This is a genomic window from Pseudoalteromonas sp. B131b (genome assembly GCF_037162545.1).
GTDB lineage: Bacteria > Pseudomonadota > Gammaproteobacteria > Enterobacterales > Alteromonadaceae > Pseudoalteromonas > Pseudoalteromonas fuliginea.
Genome location: NZ_JARLUZ010000001.1, coordinates 2858077 through 2876373, shown reverse-complemented (window position 1 = coordinate 2876373; position 18297 = coordinate 2858077). Strand labels below are relative to the sequence as shown.

The window sequence follows — 18297 nt, the reverse complement described above, 5'->3', positions numbered from 1 at the left end:
TTGTAAAAGCTATGTGACTTGAGTAATTTTTTCTGATAAAACAAGGTTTCGCAGCACAGCAAATTGGCTTTGCTGCACACATAATAGGAATGAGGAGTTACTATGTGTTCAATTTTTGGGGTATTAGATATAAAATCTGATCCCACTCAATTGCGTACCCAAGCAATTGAAATGTCAAAGCTGCTTAGACACCGAGGCCCAGATTGGTCTGGTGTATACGCATCTGAAAAAGCTATTTTAGTGCATGAGCGTTTAGCTATTGTTGGTGTATCAAGCGGTGCACAGCCTTTATACAATCCTGAAAAAACAAATATTTTAGCGGTTAACGGCGAGATTTATAATCATAAAGAACTTGCAGCAGAGCTAGATGTTGATTTTACTTTTCAAACTCAATCAGACTGTGAAGTTATTTTAGCGCTGTACAAACAAAAAGGGCCTGACTTTTTAGATGACCTAAATGGCATTTTTGCATTTTGTTTATACGACGATGAAAATGACGCTTACTTAATTGGCCGTGACCATATTGGTATTATCCCGCTTTACACTGGTCACGACGAGCACGGTAACTTTTACGTTGCTTCTGAGCTAAAAGCACTTTCTCCAATTTGTAAGCATATTGAAGAATTTCCACCAGGGCATTACCTGTACAGCAAAGATGGTAAAATGACGCCTTATTACAAGCGTGATTGGGAAACGTTTGATGCAGTTAAAGATAACAGCGCACAAGCCCTAGACGTTAAAGATGCATTAGAAGCGGCCGTTAAACGCCAGCTAATGTGTGACGTGCCTTACGGTGTATTACTTTCTGGTGGTTTAGACTCATCAGTTATCTCTGCTATCACCCAGCGCTTTGCTGCCAAACGTATTGAAGATAATGACGAAAGCGATGCATGGTGGCCTAAGCTGCATTCTTTTTCAGTAGGCCTTGAGGGTTCACCTGATTTAGCCGCGGCCCAAAAAGTAGCTGACATGATTGGTACGATTCACCATCCTATCATTTTTACCATTCAAGAAGGTATTGATGCACTGCGTGAAGTGATTTACCACATAGAAACCTACGACGTAACAACAATTCGTGCCTCTACACCTATGTACTTAATGGCTCGCCAAATTAAAGCGATGGGCATTAAAATGGTGTTATCCGGCGAAGGTGCTGATGAGCTATTTGGTGGTTACTTATACTTCCATAAAGCGCCAAATGCACAAGAGTTCCATGAAGAATTAAACCGTAAAGTATCAAAACTGCATATGTTTGACTGTTTACGTGCTAATAAATCAATGGCTGCATGGGGCGTTGAAGCACGTGTACCGTTCCTCGATAAAGAATTTGTTGATGTTGCTATGCGTATCAACCCTGAAGCCAAAATGTGTAAAGATGGCAAAATTGAAAAACACATTTTACGTGAAGGTTTTGATGGCTACTTGCCTGATGAAGTTTTATGGCGCCAAAAAGAGCAATTTTCAGACGGTGTTGGTTACAGTTGGATTGATACGTTAAAAGAGTTTGTAAATGAGCAAGTGAGCGATCAAGAGCTTGCAAATGCAAAATTTAAATACCCTATTAATACACCAGATTCAAAAGAAGCTTACTACTACCGTACTATTTTTGAATCGCACTTTCCGGGTGATGCATCAGCTAAATGTGTACCGCATGGTAAATCAGTAGCCTGTTCGACTCCTGAAGCACTTGCATGGGACGCATCGTTCCAAAACAATGCTGATCCATCAGGTCGTGCTGCGGGCGTTCATAACGACGCGTATGCAAGCAAAGGTTAACACTCTTTGTTTAACGAAGCGTAAGCCCAAATGGCTTGCGCTTCGCTTTATAAAACTCACTTCCACCGAATCTGTTTTTTATAGCCCTGCAAATAACTTAAAAGGCTCTAGTGCTTTAATTGTTATTTATAAAAATGGGTTAACATCAAAAACAATGCAATATATTGCATCACAATCAAACCACCCTGCTACCGTATTTTTAAATCACAATGAGATAACTAAACGCCATTGTAATATTCGCTGGTTTAACCAAACAAGTGAAATTAAACGCTGTGGACATGGCACTTTAGCGGCCGCTAATTTTTTAATAAAGCATTTTGGTTATTGCCCAGAAGTACTTACATCAATGAGTAATGAGCGTTTTACTATAAGAGTAAAAAAACAACGCACCCAGTTATTACTAAAAAGCATAGAGCCTAAAAAAAGCGAATTAGCTGCAGGTGAGTTAAAAAGTGTGTTTTCATCAGCAATAAAAGCAGCCTACAGTACCGGCGATAAAAACGGTTATACGGTTGTATTATTTAATAAAGAATTTAATGAAGAATTTAGTAAAGACGTTGAAAAAGACGATTTAAAAAGCTTACACGTTGATTTTAAAGCTTTGAGTAAACTCCACAAAAATGCAGTAATTGCCCTTAGTATAAAAAATAAAGACAAGAAAAATTCCAGAGCGCATTTTAGATACTTTGCACCCCAGTTTGGTGTAAATGAAGACAGTGCTACGGGATCTGCGGTATCTGTTATTGCCCCACTGCTATTTAGACTGTACGGTTTAAATAAAGCCAAGCTTATCCAGCAATCAAATAATGGCGCATTGCTAAGCTATGAGTTTAGCAATGCTAAAGTTGTCATTTACTAAAGATAACTTAAGTAAACGTTTATAGCGGTCTTAACAAGCACAATGCAAAATAGTTACTATCGTCTTGCCATGTTTGCTCTAACTTTAAATTAGCTTGCGCTGCTAGCTGCTTAAACGACTCGAGCGTGTACTTGTGAGAGTTTTCTGTATGGATACTTTCACCTTCTATAAAGTCTATTTGCTGATCATTTATAATCACGCTTTGAGTGCAATTACTTACTAAATGCATTTCAATACGGCTATGTTGCTCGTTAAAGCGTGACTCGTGGCTAAAGTTATCTATATTAAATGTGCCGTTTAGCTCGTTATTAATACGTTGTAGTAAATTTTTATTAAATGCGGCGGTAACTCCCGCTTTATCGTTATATGCATCAAGTAACACTTGGCGCTCTTTAACTAAATCAACCCCAATTAATACATAACCGTTTACACCGCATAAGCGATGGAAATTATTCATAATCTCGATGGCTTTAACTGGAGAAAAATTGCCAAGAGTCGAGCCCGGAAAGTACACCAAATTGGTTTGACTATCTAAAGCGGTGTCTTTGGTTAGCTGTTTAACCATTTGATTATGTGTAAAGTCTCCTAGTAATGGCGAAATTGCCAAATCTGGAAATAATGGCGACAAATGTGCAAGTGAATAACTGAGCATCTCCTCAGAAATTTCAAACGGTACGAAGGTTTTTACGTTTGCCATATGCGCTAATAAATACGCGACCTTTTTACCCGAACCACACCCAGGCTCAATAATAGAGAGGTTTTCAGGTAGCATTTGAGCAATCGACTGCGAGTATTGCTCTAAAATAGACAGCTCCGTACGTGTAACATAATACTCTTGTAAGGATGTTATTTGCTCGAATAATGCAGCACCTTTATCATCGTAAAAATACTTACACGGAAGCGTTTTTTGTTGTTGAGTTAATCCGCTTATCACGTCGTTTAAAAATTCAGTGTCGGTTATGTTACTTTTTTTAATCGCTGTTACTTGGCTCATACTATATCCTTAGCTAGTCTTATCCCGCTGCACATCCACGCTTGATGTGGGTAATAAAAATTTCGGTATGTTTGTCGTAAATGGTTTTGAGGGGTAAACACACACCCACCACGTAACACCATTTGGTTATTCATAAATTTACCATTGTACTCCCCTGCTACTCCTTCAATAGGTTTAAAACCGGGGTATGGTAAATATGCACTGTTTGTCCATTGCCAACATGAATCCGTTAACTGGTTTATTTCGGTATCATCTTTTGCTTGTTGTGGTATTAGGTAGTTATTATTAGTGTCTGTTAAAGATGTATTTTTAGCTGCATATTCCCATTCGAACTCTGTAGGCAAGCGAGCCTTTACAAAATTAGCATAGGCGCTGGCCTCAAAATAACTAACATGGCTGATGGGTGCACTTAAATTTAAAGGCTGCAATCCGTAGTGTGTAAACTCAAACCATTCGTTATTTATGCAATGCCAATATAATGGATGCGTTAAACGAGTGTTTTGAATATGCGCCCAACCGTCGCTTAACCAATATTGTGGATTGCTATATCCACCGGCATTTATTAAGTCTAAATATTCACCATTAGTGACCAATCTATTAGCAAAACTGAATGGATGAATTAGTACTTGGTGTTTGGGGCACTCGTTATCATATGCAAATTCATCGTCGGCATTTGTGCCAATATTAATAATGGCTTGTTCAAAATTGATAAAATTAAGGGGTTTAATATCAGCTGATTTTTTTTGGCTATTTAAAAGCGATGTTTTATATTGAGGAAATAATGGATTTACTGAAAAGTTATATTTAATATCCATAAGCATTAGCTCTTGATGCTGTTGCTCGTGGTGTGACCCAAGTTCAATAATATCTTTAATGTGCGGGTTAACGTCAGTCTTAAGTAATTCAATCACGCGGCTATCTACATGTTCTCTGTAAGCTAGCACTTCGTCTAAACCTGGCCTAGATAAGCTTCCTCTGTTTGCCCGTTTAAATTGCTCTCCAATCCCATTGTAGTAAGAATTAAAAAGCATTTTATAGTGAGGGTTAAACACTGCGTACTGTTTACAATGAACACTAAGTAAAAACGTTTCAAAAAACCACGTGGTATGCGCTAAATGCCATTTAGTGGGACTAGCATCAGCCATAGCTTGTAATTGGCAATCTTCTACAGTGAGTGGTTCGATAATGGCTAGGCTTTCGTCTCTAACGCTGCAAAAGTGTTTAACAAGTTCGTTTTGATTGGTATCGTTTGTAACGCTTTCACGCATAATAGTATTAATCCTTTGCCTATCTATTTATAAAATATAGCTTAGTGTTGTGTTAAATCATATTCATATTACAACTTGATTAAAGATGCTTATCGGCTTATAAATTTATAATAGGCTTGAAGAGAAATTTGCTCTTTGCTAGCCGGTTTTTGATTATTCTTACGTGTATGCAAGCATGAAAAATAACGCATAAGCTGTTACCGAACCGCTAAGCTATAAAACTAGGAGCGATTAAATCGCGACTAGACTTAACAAATTTCAATCCTAAAAGACTAACAAGTCCTAATATTTAAGCATTAATTAAGCTACTTAAAAATGATCTTTTTTTCTTAATCAAGTAAATTAATACTTTTAATAGCAAACTAAATTTTAACGTTCACTGAATTTTTAAATTTAGGGCTTTTAAATGAAAGAATCATGAATTTGGCCATATAAACAGCGTTTTAAATACAAATTCATTTACATTTAATATTTAACTCATACACTACTAGCTGTATGATCACGCTTCAAATTAGTTAGTCTTCAAATAATTACGGTATTACTTTTTACTTAATATTTAAAGACTAATGTAATTCGATATGACGCCGAATTTATTTTGGCTTGTTAGGACAACTAAAGAGGTATTGCATGAAGGAAAATCATGACAAATATAGTATTGACAACACGGATTACACCGTAGGTCAGGACAACGTACAAAAGTGGGGGTTTGATATTCACAACCCTGTTTTTGGAACTAGTGCGGGCCTGATTGTCATCTTTTTAATCGCCATACTTGTTACCGACCCACAAACTGCAAAAACAGCGCTTGATAGTATCAAGACCGATATTATTAATAATTTTGATGCCCTATTTATGTGGGCTGCTAACTTCTTTGTACTCTTTTGTTTAGCACTTATTGTTTCTCCTTACGGTAATATTCGCCTTGGTGGTGATGACGCTAAACCTTCTCACTCTCGCGTTTCATGGCTTGCTATGTTATTTGCTGCTGGTATGGGTATCGGCCTTATGTTTTGGGGCGTTGCTGAACCAGTTGCTTACTTTACTGGTTGGTACGAAACACCGCTTAATGTAGCCGCTAATACACCAGAAGCTGCAAAATTAGCAATGGGCGCAACAATGTTTCATTGGGGTCTTCACCCTTGGGCTATTTACGCTGTTGTTGGTTTATCTCTTGCATTTTTTACCTATAACAAAGGTTTACCGCTTTCAATTCGTTCTATTTTTTACCCTATATTAGGTGATAGAGCTTGGGGTTGGCCTGGTCATATCATTGATATCTTAGCTGTACTTGCTACGTTATTTGGCCTTGCAACATCTTTAGGTTTAGGTGCGCAACAAGCTTCTGCAGGTATTAACCACGTATTTGGTACAGAAGGTGGCATTGGCTCTCAAATTCTAGTTATTGCGGGTGTAACACTTTTAGCCATTGTCTCTGTGGTTCGTGGTATTGACGGTGGTGTGAAACTGCTAAGTAATGTAAATATGCTAATTGCGTTTTCATTATTATTGTTTGTTTAGTAGGCTTTGCTGTAGCAATGGGTAATGTACCCACTACCGTAATGGGCTATGTAGAAAATATTATTCCATTGAGTAATCCTCACGGTCGTGAAGACGAAACATGGATGCATGGTTGGACTGTATTTTACTGGGCTTGGTGGATTTCCTGGTCACCGTTTGTAGGTATGTTTATCGCGCGTGTATCACGAGGTCGTACAATTCGTGAATTCTTAATTGCGGTTTTACTTATCCCTACTCTAGTTACTGTTTTATGGATGTCTATTTACGGCGGTATTGCGATTGATCAAGTAGTTAATGGTGTTGGTGCGTTAGGCACTAATGGTTTAACTGAAGTACCTTTAGCTATGTTCCAAATGCTTGATGAATTACCTTTATCTAATATTTTATCGTTTATTGCAATTTTATTAGTGTTGGTATTTTTCATTACGTCATCTGACTCTGGTTCATTAGTAATTGATTCAATTACAGCTGGCGGTAAAATTGATGCACCGGTACCACAACGTATATTTTGGGCATCGGTTGAGGGCGCAATTGCAGCTGCTTTACTTTGGATTGGTGGCACACAAGCAATTGAAGCACTACAAGCAGGCGCTGTCTCTACAGGGTTGCCATTTACTATTGTATTATTATTTATGTGTTTAAGCTTAGTTTTAGGTTTACGTACTGAGCCTCGCCCAGTTAAGTAATATTTCTAGTAAGTAACACTTTTAGTTAGTAATACTTTTAATTAGTAACGAAAGCGCCGCAATTTTTGCGGCGTTTTTTTGTTTAGTCATTAAAAGCTAAAGCCACAGCTCTGAGATTGGAGTATCTACACGATAATGATGACTCAGCTGCGCTTGTAATAGCTCAGCGGTAGCAAGAGCATCTGTTAATGCATTATGGTTTTGATACGCGGGCAAAGAATAACGCGCACGGCAATCTGTTAATCTGAGTGAGCCAAGTTTTGTATTAAATACTCGACCTAATAAACCCTGCCTTGCTTTTAGTGCTCTTCTTTCTATTTCCATTGTATCAACAACCGCAAATTCAATACCTTCTTTAAGCCTTAGCAATAACGCATTATTTAAAAAGTGACGCTCTATTGCGGCATAATGCACCACGACTACTTTTCCACTGAGCGCTTCAAGTAAAGGTTCAATGATTCGATTAAAGTCGGGGGCGTCGTCCACCTCAGAATGCGTTATTCCATGTATTAAAATAGACTCTTCATGAAGGTTTCGTCTAGGCTGCACAACCCAATGCCGACTGTGCTTACAATAAATGCGCTCTAAATTGAACGGCACTAAACCAACACTCACTATATCGTCGTTTTGGCTATTTAAGCCTGTTGTTTCAAAATCCATTGCTACAAAAGGTACGTCTTTTATTGCAGCTTTGTCTTGATTATAAGCACCCGCATAAAAGTGTTTTAAGAGTTTATTTTTGGTGCTATTGGCAAGCTCGTTATACCTAGCTTGCCAATTAATTGCTTTATGATTACGCGGATTCATAGGCTACTTCATACCAGAGTTTGCTGTGTAGCTAAATTTTAAATAGCTTTGTGCTTTTTCTAAAATAGCGAATGCCTCTTTTAAGTTTCGTTGCTCGAACGGAGAAAGTAAATGTGGGTCTAAGTCATTATCTGGCTCTTCGCCCTTCTCTATTTGCCACGCTTGATGACGAATTCGCATCATGGCAATATACTCAAGTGCATCACGTAAATCTTGCGCTTTACCCTTTGGTAAAAGTTTCGCTTCAATAATATCTTCTAAACGCTCAAACGAATTTTGTTTACGCGAACCAATGGCTAACGCATGCACGCGTATAACATCTGAAAGCGGTGCAGTACCTCTTCGCTTTAAGTTCATTGAACGTTTATGTTGGCCATTATGCTCCATAACAAAGCCTTTAAAAAAGCCAAGCGGTGGTGTTCTATTTCTAGCATTTGCTGCCATGTTAGCTAAAAACACCCGATTAACTTTACTTTGTTTGGCTATAAATATTTTAAGCTCATTAGCCCACTTAGTTTTACCCCACACCCCGTCTAAATCAAAAAATATAGAACTATTAAGCAGTGCTTGTGGTTTAGGCTGCGCTATCCAATCAGCAAATTGATCGAACCACTGTGAGCGAGTTTTACGCCACTTTTTAAACGACGCCATTATTTCGCCATCACAATAGGTGTAACCACATTGCGCTAGGCCATCACAGACAAAATCGGCAATATTTTGAAAATATTCGTTATGTTTTTCGTCGTCGTAACTGTCATCTAAAATAAGCGCGTTATCTTGATCTGTTACAATAAGTTGCTCGTCGCGAGCCATTGAGCCCAGAGCAATAAAACAATAAGGCACAGGAGGTGGTCCAAACTTTTCTTCTGCTAATACAAGTAGTCTTTGTTTAAATGTACGCCCTATAACAGCCATGGCTGTACCAACCATGTGTGAGTTTGCATCTTCATTAACCATTCGAACAAATACATTGGGCAATTGGCGTGCATAATGCGCCAAATCCTCTATTGTTTGTTGAGCCAGTATGCCACGTACAAGTAATAAGCTGCTTTGCGATTCATAACGCAAAATATCAGAGAGGGAGATAACTCCTATTGGGCGTCTTTTTTGTACTACTGGCAAATGATGTAAGTTATCTCTAAGCATGGCCAATACTGCTTCGAAAATATAGTCATTAGCATCTAAAAGCACTAAGTTAGTGGACATAATCTCTTTTGCTTGCGTGTTAAAGGCAAGCCCTTTAGCCACTACTTTAGTGCGTAAATCCCTATCAGTTATTATACCAACTACTTGTCCATCATCTTCTTCTGGGTCATCATTTATGGGGTTATTTACATCGGTTACCAACACTGACGATACCGCCTCTTCGGTCATTAATTTAGCGATATCTTGTATTGTAGAAGTTGCATCTACGGTGACTACATCTCTGTGAATTAATGATTTTACCTTCGCGGTTGTCAGGTCATTACCATCGGCTTGCTCGACAATAGCTTGATGCAAACGCACATTACCGTCTGTTTCGAAGTAATCAGCAAACGCATCAAACTCATCACAGTAACGATTAAATAGCTCAACATTTATGCAATATACTAACGTATCTTCCAGAGCAGTTGCGGGAAAACGCACCTTACGGTTCATCAATAAACCCATTTGACCAAATATACCTGCGGTAGCCAAACGATTGTACAGCTCGCCATTTCGGCGATACATTTCTACAGAGCCACTTCTAATTACATACAAATCAGAAATGTCTTGTCCAAAACTCAAAATATCTGTTTGAGCTCTGAAATAAGCCACTTCTACTTGTTGAGCTAGCTCATTAAGCGCTTTTTGAGGTAAGTCATCAAAAGGAGGATGTTGTGCTAAAAATTGTGCGATTTCAACTTGTTCGGCTTGCATAAATCCCTTCCTGTATGCGCATTAAAATGACTAAATCTATTTTGCAGACTAACACTATCATCGGGGTGTGAAAACAATTACTGCACAATTTTGGGCACAAAAAAAGAGCCTAAATAGACTCTTTAAATGTACTACTTATTGTAAAAAATTATTTACCGCGCTGAGCGTCTTTTTGGGCTTTTTTAGCTTCTTTACGTTGCTGTAAAACAGCTTGTGCCTCATTGCCAATATGGCCCTCACCACGTGCTTGCGCTAGTTCTATTTGCTTTTGGCGCTCTGCAAAACGTGCGCGTTGTTCGTCCGTTACTTCTTCAATACAGTGATGACAAGAAACGCCTTCCATGTATTCAGGCTTTAACTTTTCGTCTTCTGTAATTGGCATACGACACGCGTGGCATTGATCATAAGAGCCTTTTTGTAAGTCGTGATCAACCGCAACGCGATTATCAAATACAAAACACTCGCCTTCCCACATGGTTTCTTCTTTTGGCACTTCTTCTAGGTATTTTAAAATACCGCCTTCAAGGTGATAAACTTCATCAAAACCTTGCTCTTTCATGTAGGCTGTCGATTTTTCACAGCGGATACCGCCGGTACAAAACATCGCCACTTTTTTGTGTTTTTCAGGGTCTAAGTTTTCTTTAGCCCACTGTGGAAATTCGCGAAAGGTTTTAGTATTTGGATCAACCGCATTTTGAAATGTACCAATTTCAATTTCGTAATCATTACGTGTATCAATTAAAATTACTTCAGGGTCAGATATAAGTGCGTTCCACTCATTTGGCTTTACATAGCTACCCACAACTTTAAGCGGATCTACGCCTTCAACGCCCATCGTTACAATTTCTTTTTTTAGTTTTACTTTAGTGCGGTAAAACGGACATTCATCGTCGTAAGATTCTTTTGTAACGATGTTTTTTAAATTTGGTTGCTCATCTAACCATGCTAATAAGTTGTCTATCCCTTCACGTTTTGCAGAAACAGTGCCGTTTATACCTTCGGCAGCGAGCAATAAAGTACCGCGTACTTCATTTGCTTCCATCACTTCTAGTAATGGCTTACGGATAGCTTCAAATTCAGGTAAACCTACAAACTTATACAGCGCACATACTACAAAGTGATCGCCCGTTACATTATCTTTATGAACAACAGTCATTATATTTCCTATTTTGCCTTGTTAGCCAATATTGGCGTTTACCGAATCGTAAATCCGGCGCATATGGGGCGCGTATTTTACGCTTTTTTAGTTTAATTGCAAAAAATAGCGCTATAGATTGGTTTTTACTGTTAGCGACCTAGCTGTGTAAGCTATAATGCGCTGATAAATTTATAGAGTTAATTTGCTCATTTTGGAGAAACACACATTGCAGTTTACTGATCTTGGGATTGATACACGCCTTGAAACACAACTAGCACATCAAGGGATCACCCAGCCCACCGATATTCAAGCGCATGCAGTGCCTACCGCACTTGCAGGGCATGACATTTTCGCTCAGTCTAAAACTGGGTCGGGCAAAACCTTGGCGTTTTTATTACCTGCTGTACAAAGGGTTATGAAACAAAAAGCACTCAGCAAACGCGATCCTCGTGTACTTATTGTTGCTCCTACGCGTGAGCTTGCTACGCAAGTATTTACTCAGCTGCGTTTATTAATTGCTGGCACAGCTATTAAGGCAGTTAAAATACTTGGCGGCGAAAACTTTAATGACCAAATAAAAGCACTTAGAAACGACCCACAATTCGTAGTTGCTACACCTGGGCGTTTAGCTGATCACATTACAAAACGCTCATTACAATTGAGCGGACTAGAACTGCTTATTTTTGATGAAGCCGATCGTATTTTAGATTTAGGTTTTACTGAGCAGTTAAAAATGATTAACGAGCAAGCTAATCACCGTTTACGTCAAACGTTATTGTTTTCTGCAACACTTGACCATGCACAAGTAGATGCTCTATCACGTAACCTATTAAAAAAACCAAAGCAAATTACGCTAAGTGCAGCAAATGAGCAACATAGCGATATTAAACAAACGTTATACCTTGCCGATCACCTTGATCATAAAGAAGCGCTATTAGAGCACTTTTTAAACCAAGATGATGTTGGCCAATGTATTATCTTCACAGCAACGCGTTCTGACACGAGCCGTTTGAGTGAAGCGCTTAATGCTAAAGGCTTCAAATCTGTAGCGCTTGCTGGTGATTTAACGCAAAGTAAACGTTTAGATATCATGGATTCGTTTAGTCGCGAAAACTTTAAAATATTGATCACCACCGACGTTGCATCTCGTGGTTTAGATTTACTAAGCGTAACGCATGTTATTAACTTTGATTTACCAAAACACGCTGAAGAATATGTACACCGCATAGGTCGCACAGGACGAGCAGGCTTTAAAGGTAACGCAATCTCATTAGTTGGCCCAAAAGATTGGGCAAGTTATTTAGCTATTAAAGCATTTTTAAATGACGAATTAAAATTTGCGAGCGTAGAGAGCTTAAAAGCTAAGTTTAAAGGTTTAAAAGAGAAAAAACCTGAGGCAGCGTGGGACAAATCTAAAGAAAAAGCCGCCGCTGTTAAAAAGCCTGCATTTAAGCGCAAAGCTAAACCTAAAAAGCCTACAGCACCAATTAAAGCACCGATGAACATTGATGGCGATACACCAATGCGCCGTAAAAAAAGCCTGAGCAGGAATAATTATGAGTTACCTAGGAACCACACAAACATTATTTGTAAAAGAAGTGAGTAACGAAGGTGCTTACTTAGACGGCCATGATTTAGGTGAAGTATTTTTACCAAAACAAGAAATAAAACATGAGCTTGAAGCGGGCGATAGTATTAGTGTATTTATCTTTTTAGACAATGCTAATTTGGCCACAGCAACAATAAAGAAACCACATGCTCAAGTTGGCGAGTATGCCCTACTGCGCGTTAAAGAAATAAATAGTATTGGGGCGTTTTTAGATTGGGGGCTTGAGAAAGATGTGCTTGCACCTTTTAATGAACAAAAACCACGCATGCAAGAAGGCCATTCTTATTTAGTACGTCTGTACCTTGATAATGCAAGCCAACGTATTTGTGCCTCAAACAACTTTAATCGTTTCCTGTCAAAAGATGAGCCGCAATATACTCACTTACAAGAAGTGGATTTAATTGTTGCTGGAAAAACAGATATTGGCTACAAAGTATTAATTGAAGAATCGCACTTCGGTGTTGTTTTTTACAATATGGTATTTAAAAGCTTATTTGTGGGTCAAAAGCTTAAAGGCTATATTCAAAAAGTACGTGACGACGGAAAAATTGATGTTGTACTAGAAAAGCCAGGTATGGGAAAAGTAAGTGACCTTGGTGAAACTATTATGCAAAAACTTAAAAACGAAGGCGGTGTTATTCCACTTGGTGATAAGTCTGATCCTGAAGCAATAAAAAAGATGTTTTCTACCAGTAAGGCTAATTATAAAAAAGCAATTGGTGGCTTATTTAAACAAGAGTTAATAGATATTGAAGCAAAATCAATCCGTTTGAAGTAACAAAAATGCGTTTAGTATACTTACTAAACGCTTTAATTTTTTAGATTAGTTGATTTGAAAATAAGGTTTTTATCGTTTATTAAACCTAAAATATTAATGAAAGTGTATCAACCTAAAATATACTTATAAGGTAAAGTGCATTGCGTATATTGCCTGGAATAATCAAGCGCATCTTCTTTAGTTTCTAGATTAAGTGGTGCTAAACGAAATACCTTTTTGTCACAGTCTTGTTTTCGCTCATCGTGATTATCAACACATTCACTTATACTAATATTATGGTTACTTAAGACGCCTTCATTTTTATAACATAAATGATAAGCGTAATCAGCCATCGTCTTTTTAAAATCATATACGTTAATAGGGTAGCTAGAAATAATATCTGTAACCTTTGTCACGCCATCATAAGCTTTACTTGAAAGAACATACTTGTTAACTAAAAAACCCGCAATAATAATGAAAACCAAACCAAAAAACGACTTCAAAATAGATCCCCTACTGAATTTTGATACTATTAATGTAGCATAATATACCAATTAAGTAAGGGCATAGCACTTAACAACTACTTTTTATTGAATTAAGCAATGGACTTGTTAATATCAGTTAATACTCTCAAAGGGTTTTCAGATTGCGTTATAGGCCGTCCAATCACTAAATAATCACTACCAGCATCAATGGCTTGCTTAGGTGTCATGATACGCTTTTGATCGCCTGCTGCACTCCCTTCTGGACGAATACCTGGAGTGATAAGTTTAAAGCTTTCCCCAGCTCGGATTTAAGTACCTCAGCTTCTTGCGCTGAACATACAACACCGTCAAGTCCAGCCTCTTGAGCAAGTTTAGCTAAATAGATAACTTGCTCTTTCGCCGGCTTATCAATACCTAAACGCTCAAGCTCTTTTTCATCCATGCTTGTTAAAACAGTCACAGCAATTAGCAAAGGTGCTTTATCACCAAATTTTTCTAGGGCCATTTTAGCTTTATTCATCATTTCAAAGCCACCAGATGCATGTACATTAACCATCCATACTCCCATTTTTGCAGCTGCAGTCACAGCCTTTGCAACTGTATTAGGAATGTCATGAAACTTTAAGTCTAGGAAAACATCAAAGCCTAAATCAATTAGTTCTTTAACAAAAGTAGGACCAAAATAAGTAAACATCTCTTTGCCAACTTTAAGGCGACATGTCTCTGGTGAAAGTTGCTTAACAAAGTCTAGAGCTATTTGTTGATCGTCGTAATCTAATGCTATAAGAATTTTTTTGAGTGTTCAAAAGACATAACTATCCTAATGTATGGCTATAAAGTAACTATAAATAGATCTAATGCGATATCTTCAGCAGGTGATTTTAAGTGTTGATAAATGAAATTTATATAGACTGTGTTTTACAAAAATTTCAACTAAGTAAACACTCAGTTTAATTTGCTAAAATGATCATCTTTAAATCCAGTATTATTAAAGGGGTTATTAAAATCCGTCTAATCCTCTGCTTGGAACAATAGTTTCCCAATGTTTACAAGAAGGGCAATTCCAATAAATCGTGTAGCTAGTAAAGCCACAGTGCTGACATTGAAAGTCAGGTTTAGTCGCTATGTAAGAAGTAACCAATTTATCAATTTGATTCAGTACTTCTTTTGTGTTTTTGTTTTGATCACCCATCAATTGCAGTAAAAAACTAAAACCACGAATAGTAGGTTGACGTTTTAAACTATCAGTTAAAAAATCAAAAGCTTGTTTTGTATGCCCTTGTTCTAGCAAAGCTTGGCAGTGTTTTATTTTTATTAATACACCGCCCTTTTCTAACAAGTCACCTACTAGCTCATGAAATTGATGCGTTAAATTTAATTGTTTATAACTATGTGCGAGCTGATCAATAAATAGCGGAGCAAACAAAGTAAATTGAGTAACAAGTTCACGCCAGTAATAAATTGCTTTAACGTAGTCTTCTTTTATATAAGCCAATAAACCTAATTCGTACAGAGGACGCACTGCTTTATAATTTAAGCTAATTGCTTTTCTCATTAATTGTGGATTATCATCACTCAGAGCAGATTCGCAATAAAAATTAGCAATAGCTTTGAATTGCTGTTCTTTAGAAAATAACTCGCTATGGGCTTCAAACATATTAATACCTTTTTCCCATTCGCGAGTTTGCGAATACAAAGTTATAATAGGTTCGAGCGCTTCAACATGTCCTGCTTTAACTAGCCAGACTAAATGTTCTTCAGCACCATCAAGTAAACCAGCCATAATATAGTCTTCAGCAAGTTCTAAACGGCTTGTTGCAGCTTGTTGTTCATTTAAGCTTGGGTGTTTTAAAAGTAGTTCATGGATTTTTATTGCGCGGTCTAGTTCACCTCGACGGCGAAACATAGTGGCAAGTGTAGAATAGTGCTCGACTGAATCAGCCGAAACTTCAAGCAAGTTAATTAAATGCTCTAAGCCCTGGTCTTCTTCTCTATCGAGTAAAAACTTTAAGCCTTTACTGTATTCAGAGGTAATCTGACGATTAAGTAAGTGAGCTTGGTTTTTAGCACTGTTTTTCCCCATAATCCAACCGTAACCGGCTGCAACAGGGAGTAATAAAAACAAAAGCTCAATCATAATTAAATGTCTTTATTAGCAGCAAGCTTTTTTATCTTCTTCAGGTACTAATAACTTTTTCAACCGATAGTTTTGCCACTTCAATTGTGAAAATAATTTAAAGCTAATAAAAAAACCGATCAAAACACCCAGTAAAAAGCAAATACTTATTATTACAGCTAAAGGTAATGTATTACTGGCAATAATATAATTAATTTGTACTAATTGTGGATTTTGAGAACCCAATACAAATGCGCTAATTAGGCATAGCGCAACCAGAATAATTTTTAAGACCTTAAACAAGTAACTACTCCACTAAGTTAACTAGGCAATACTTTCATTCACGCGGTCGCGTAATTCTTTACCCGGTTTAAAATGAGGTACATGCTTTCCGTCAAGCTCAACTGTATCGCCAGTCTTAGGGTTACGACCTGTGCGAGGAGCACGGAAATGCAAAGAGAAACTACCAAAACCTCTGATCTCAATACGATCTGAAGTAGATAATGAGCCGGCCATTTGTTCAAGAATTTCTTTTACAGCATTCTCAACATCTTTCACTGGAACGTGTGCGTGTTGTTCCGCAAGTGTTTCTATCAATTCTGACTTAGTCATATCGTTTCCTTAAAAAGAAATATAGGAAGGGCAAAAAATGCCCTTCCAACTAAAACTAATTATATATTAGTCTTTTTGTGCATTTGCGAAAGCAGCTGCCATTGCGTTTTCAAACACTGGCTCTTCTTTCTTAAGCTTCTCTAGTACTTCTTTCTCTTCTGCTTCGAAAAGAGCTTTTACAGATAAGCTTAAAGTGCGGTTCTTACGATCAACACCAACGTATTTAACTTCAATTTCGTCGCCTACAGAAACAACAGTAGTTGCATCTTCAACGCGTTCTTGAGCGATATCAGCTACACGGATGTAACCTTCAACGCCTTCGATAAGTTCAACAGTTGCGCCTTTCGCATCAACTTCAGTCACTTTACCTTTAACAATAGCACCTTTTTTGTTTGCATCAAGGTAGTTATTGAATGGGTCAGCTTCGATTTGCTTAACACCTAGAGAGATACGTTCACGCTCAGGGTCAACTTGCAATACGATAGCAGTGATTTCGTCGCCTTTCTTGAATTCACGTACAGCTTCTTCGCCAGGTGTATTCCAAGAAATATCTGAAAGGTGTACAAGACCGTCAATACCACCGTCAAGGCCGATAAAGATACCGAAGTCAGTGATTGATTTGATCTTACCAGTAACTTGATCGCCTTTGTTCTGTAGACGAGCAAATTCCTGCCAAGGATTAGCAATACATTGCTTAAGACCAAGAGAAATACGACGACGTTCTTCGTCAATTTCTAAAACCATAACTTCAACAGTGTCGCCAAGGCTTACAACTTTTGAAGGATGGATGTTCTTGTTAGTCCAATCCATTTCAGAAACGTGTACTAAACCTTCAACGCCTTCTTCGATTTCCACGAAACAGCCGTAATCTGTAAGGTTAGTAACACGACCAGAAAGTTTAGAACCTTCTGGGTAACGACCAGCGATAGCTGCCCATGGATCTTCACCAAGCTGTTTAAGGCCTAGAGATACACGAGTTTTATCTTTGTCGAATTTTAGAACTTTAACTGCGATTTCGTCGCCAACATTAACGATTTCTGAAGGGTGTTTAACACGCTTCCAAGCCATATCAGTAATGTGTAGTAGACCATCAACACCACCAAGGTCAACGAATGCACCGTAGTCAGTAAGGTTCTTAACGATACCTTTAACTTCTTGACCTTCAACAAGGTTAGCAAGAAGCTCTTCACGTTCTTGTGAGTTTTCAGATTCGATAACTGCACGACGTGAAACAACAACGTTGTTACGTTTTTGATCAAGCTTGATTACTTTAAATTCAAGCTCTTTGCCTTCAAGGTGAGTTGTGTCACGTACTGGACGAACATCAACAAGTGAACCAGGTAGGAAAGCACGGATTGAATCAACTTCAACTGTGAAACCGCCTTTAACTTTACCGTTGATAACACCAGTAACAGTTTCTTGCTCTTCACATGCTTTCTCAAGACGGATCCACGCTTCGTGACGCTTCGCTTTCTCACGAGAAAGGATAGTTTCACCGAAACCGTCTTCAATTGCATCTAGTGCAACATCTACTTCGTCGCCAACAGCAACTTCAAGTTCACCAGCAGCATTTTTGAACTGCTCTGCAGGGATAGCACTTTCTGATTTAAGACCAGCATCTACAAGTACAATGTTATTCTCGATAGAGATTACTGTACCTTTAACAATAGAGCCTTGCTCTGCTTCAAAACCCTTTAAGCTTTCTTCAAATAACTGCGCAAAATTTTCTGACATACGAATATACGTCTCATATATTAATACCAATAAGCAACC

13 protein-coding genes and 3 pseudogenes are annotated in these 18297 nt (G+C 38.0%); 5 read left to right on the top strand and 11 right to left on the bottom strand.

What is annotated here, in order from left to right:
- Positions 1–102: 102 nt before the first annotated feature.
- Both asnB and P4S65_RS13250 read left to right on the top strand, forming a co-directional pair.
- Entirely contained in the window at positions 103–1776 is a 1674-nt protein-coding gene (asnB, locus tag P4S65_RS13255; protein WP_337120339.1) for an asparagine synthase B, read from the top strand.
- The gene (locus P4S65_RS13250; RefSeq protein WP_337120338.1) at positions 1760–2635 is read left to right on the top strand and encodes a PhzF family phenazine biosynthesis protein; all 876 of its coding nucleotides are present in this window, start codon (positions 1760–1762) and stop codon (positions 2633–2635) included. The genes asnB and P4S65_RS13250 overlap by 17 nt, the downstream gene beginning before the upstream one ends.
- Positions 2636–2654: 19 nt before the next feature.
- Here the strand turns inward: P4S65_RS13250 and egtD are convergent, their stop codons facing one another.
- A complete protein-coding gene (gene egtD, locus P4S65_RS13245) occupies positions 2655–3629 on the bottom strand; it encodes an L-histidine N(alpha)-methyltransferase (protein WP_337120337.1) in 975 nt (324 codons plus the stop codon).
- Positions 3626–4897 (bottom strand): ergothioneine biosynthesis protein EgtB, encoded by a 1272-nt coding sequence (gene egtB / locus P4S65_RS13240; RefSeq protein WP_337120336.1) that lies wholly within the window; start codon positions 4895–4897, stop codon positions 3626–3628. The genes egtD and egtB overlap by 4 nt, the downstream gene beginning before the upstream one ends.
- A 627-nt stretch (positions 4898–5524) precedes the next feature.
- Between egtB and P4S65_RS13235 the strand changes: the two are divergent.
- Positions 5525–7101, top strand: a pseudogene (locus P4S65_RS13235) (BCCT family transporter).
- 96 nt (positions 7102–7197) lie between these two features.
- On the opposite strand, the gene P4S65_RS13230 reads toward P4S65_RS13235, so the two are convergent.
- From P4S65_RS13230 to trhO, 3 genes are all read right to left on the bottom strand, one after another.
- Positions 7198–7908 (bottom strand): 3'-5' exonuclease, encoded by a 711-nt coding sequence (locus P4S65_RS13230; protein WP_337120335.1) that lies wholly within the window; start codon positions 7906–7908, stop codon positions 7198–7200.
- A gap of 3 nt (positions 7909–7911) precedes the next feature.
- Complete coding sequence (locus P4S65_RS13225; protein WP_337120334.1) at positions 7912–9807, bottom strand: DUF294 nucleotidyltransferase-like domain-containing protein; 1896 nt, start codon at positions 9805–9807, stop codon at positions 7912–7914.
- A gap of 148 nt (positions 9808–9955) precedes the next feature.
- Positions 9956–10963, bottom strand: coding sequence for an oxygen-dependent tRNA uridine(34) hydroxylase TrhO (gene trhO, locus P4S65_RS13220; protein WP_002961191.1), 1008 nt, complete (start codon positions 10961–10963; stop codon positions 9956–9958).
- A 208-nt stretch (positions 10964–11171) separates the two neighbouring features.
- Between trhO and P4S65_RS13215 the strand changes: the two genes are divergently transcribed.
- Positions 11172–12551, top strand: a complete 1380-nt coding sequence (locus tag P4S65_RS13215; RefSeq protein ID WP_337120333.1) for a DEAD/DEAH box helicase — start codon at positions 11172–11174, stop codon at positions 12549–12551.
- Positions 12502–13332 (top strand): CvfB family protein, encoded by an 831-nt coding sequence (locus P4S65_RS13210; protein WP_007376592.1) that lies wholly within the window; start codon positions 12502–12504, stop codon positions 13330–13332. The genes P4S65_RS13215 and P4S65_RS13210 overlap by 50 nt, the downstream gene beginning before the upstream one ends.
- 107 nt (positions 13333–13439) lie before the next feature.
- Here the strand turns inward: P4S65_RS13210 and P4S65_RS13205 are convergent, their stop codons facing one another.
- The 6 genes and pseudogenes from P4S65_RS13205 to rpsA form a co-directional block, all read right to left on the bottom strand.
- Positions 13440–13814, bottom strand: coding sequence for a hypothetical protein (locus P4S65_RS13205; RefSeq protein WP_096793042.1), 375 nt, complete (start codon positions 13812–13814; stop codon positions 13440–13442).
- Between the two features lie 92 nt (positions 13815–13906).
- A pseudogene (gene pyrF, locus P4S65_RS13200) lies at positions 13907–14609 on the bottom strand (orotidine-5'-phosphate decarboxylase).
- Between the two features lie 187 nt (positions 14610–14796).
- Positions 14797–15933 (bottom strand): lipopolysaccharide assembly protein LapB, encoded by a 1137-nt coding sequence (gene lapB, locus P4S65_RS13195; protein ID WP_007376595.1) that lies wholly within the window; start codon positions 15931–15933, stop codon positions 14797–14799.
- Positions 15934–15935: 2 nt separating this feature from the next.
- Positions 15936–16215 (bottom strand): annotated as a pseudogene (locus tag P4S65_RS13190) (lipopolysaccharide assembly protein LapA domain-containing protein).
- Between the two features lie 21 nt (positions 16216–16236).
- The gene (gene ihfB, locus P4S65_RS13185) at positions 16237–16524 is read right to left on the bottom strand and encodes an integration host factor subunit beta (RefSeq protein ID WP_007376597.1); all 288 of its coding nucleotides are present in this window, start codon (positions 16522–16524) and stop codon (positions 16237–16239) included.
- Between the two features lie 66 nt (positions 16525–16590).
- Complete coding sequence (gene rpsA, locus P4S65_RS13180) at positions 16591–18258, bottom strand: 30S ribosomal protein S1 (RefSeq protein WP_002961176.1); 1668 nt, start codon at positions 18256–18258, stop codon at positions 16591–16593.
- Positions 18259–18297 lie beyond the last annotated feature (39 nt).

Bases quoted from the DNA above. Each gene is read 5' to 3' on its own strand.
- egtD (WP_337120337.1), bottom strand. From the start codon at position 3,629: ATGAGCCAAGTAACAGCGATTAAAAAAAGTAACATAACCGACACTGAA.
- rpsA (WP_002961176.1), bottom strand. From the start codon at position 18,258: ATGTCAGAAAATTTTGCGCAGTTATTTGAAGAAAGCTTAAAGGGTTTT.
- egtB (WP_337120336.1), bottom strand. From the start codon at position 4,897: ATGCGTGAAAGCGTTACAAACGATACCAATCAAAACGAACTTGTTAAA.
- P4S65_RS13210 (WP_007376592.1), top strand. From the start codon at position 12,502: ATGAGTTACCTAGGAACCACACAAACATTATTTGTAAAAGAAGTGAGT.
- P4S65_RS13250 (WP_337120338.1), top strand. From the start codon at position 1,760: ATGCAAGCAAAGGTTAACACTCTTTGTTTAACGAAGCGTAAGCCCAAA.
- P4S65_RS13230 (WP_337120335.1), bottom strand. From the start codon at position 7,908: ATGAATCCGCGTAATCATAAAGCAATTAATTGGCAAGCTAGGTATAAC.
- ihfB (WP_007376597.1), bottom strand. From the start codon at position 16,524: ATGACTAAGTCAGAATTGATAGAAACACTTGCGGAACAACACGCACAC.
- trhO (WP_002961191.1), bottom strand. From the start codon at position 10,963: ATGACTGTTGTTCATAAAGATAATGTAACGGGCGATCACTTTGTAGTA.
- P4S65_RS13225 (WP_337120334.1), bottom strand. From the start codon at position 9,807: ATGCAAGCCGAACAAGTTGAAATCGCACAATTTTTAGCACAACATCCT.
- lapB (WP_007376595.1), bottom strand. From the start codon at position 15,933: ATGATTGAGCTTTTGTTTTTATTACTCCCTGTTGCAGCCGGTTACGGT.
- asnB (WP_337120339.1), top strand. From the start codon at position 103: ATGTGTTCAATTTTTGGGGTATTAGATATAAAATCTGATCCCACTCAA.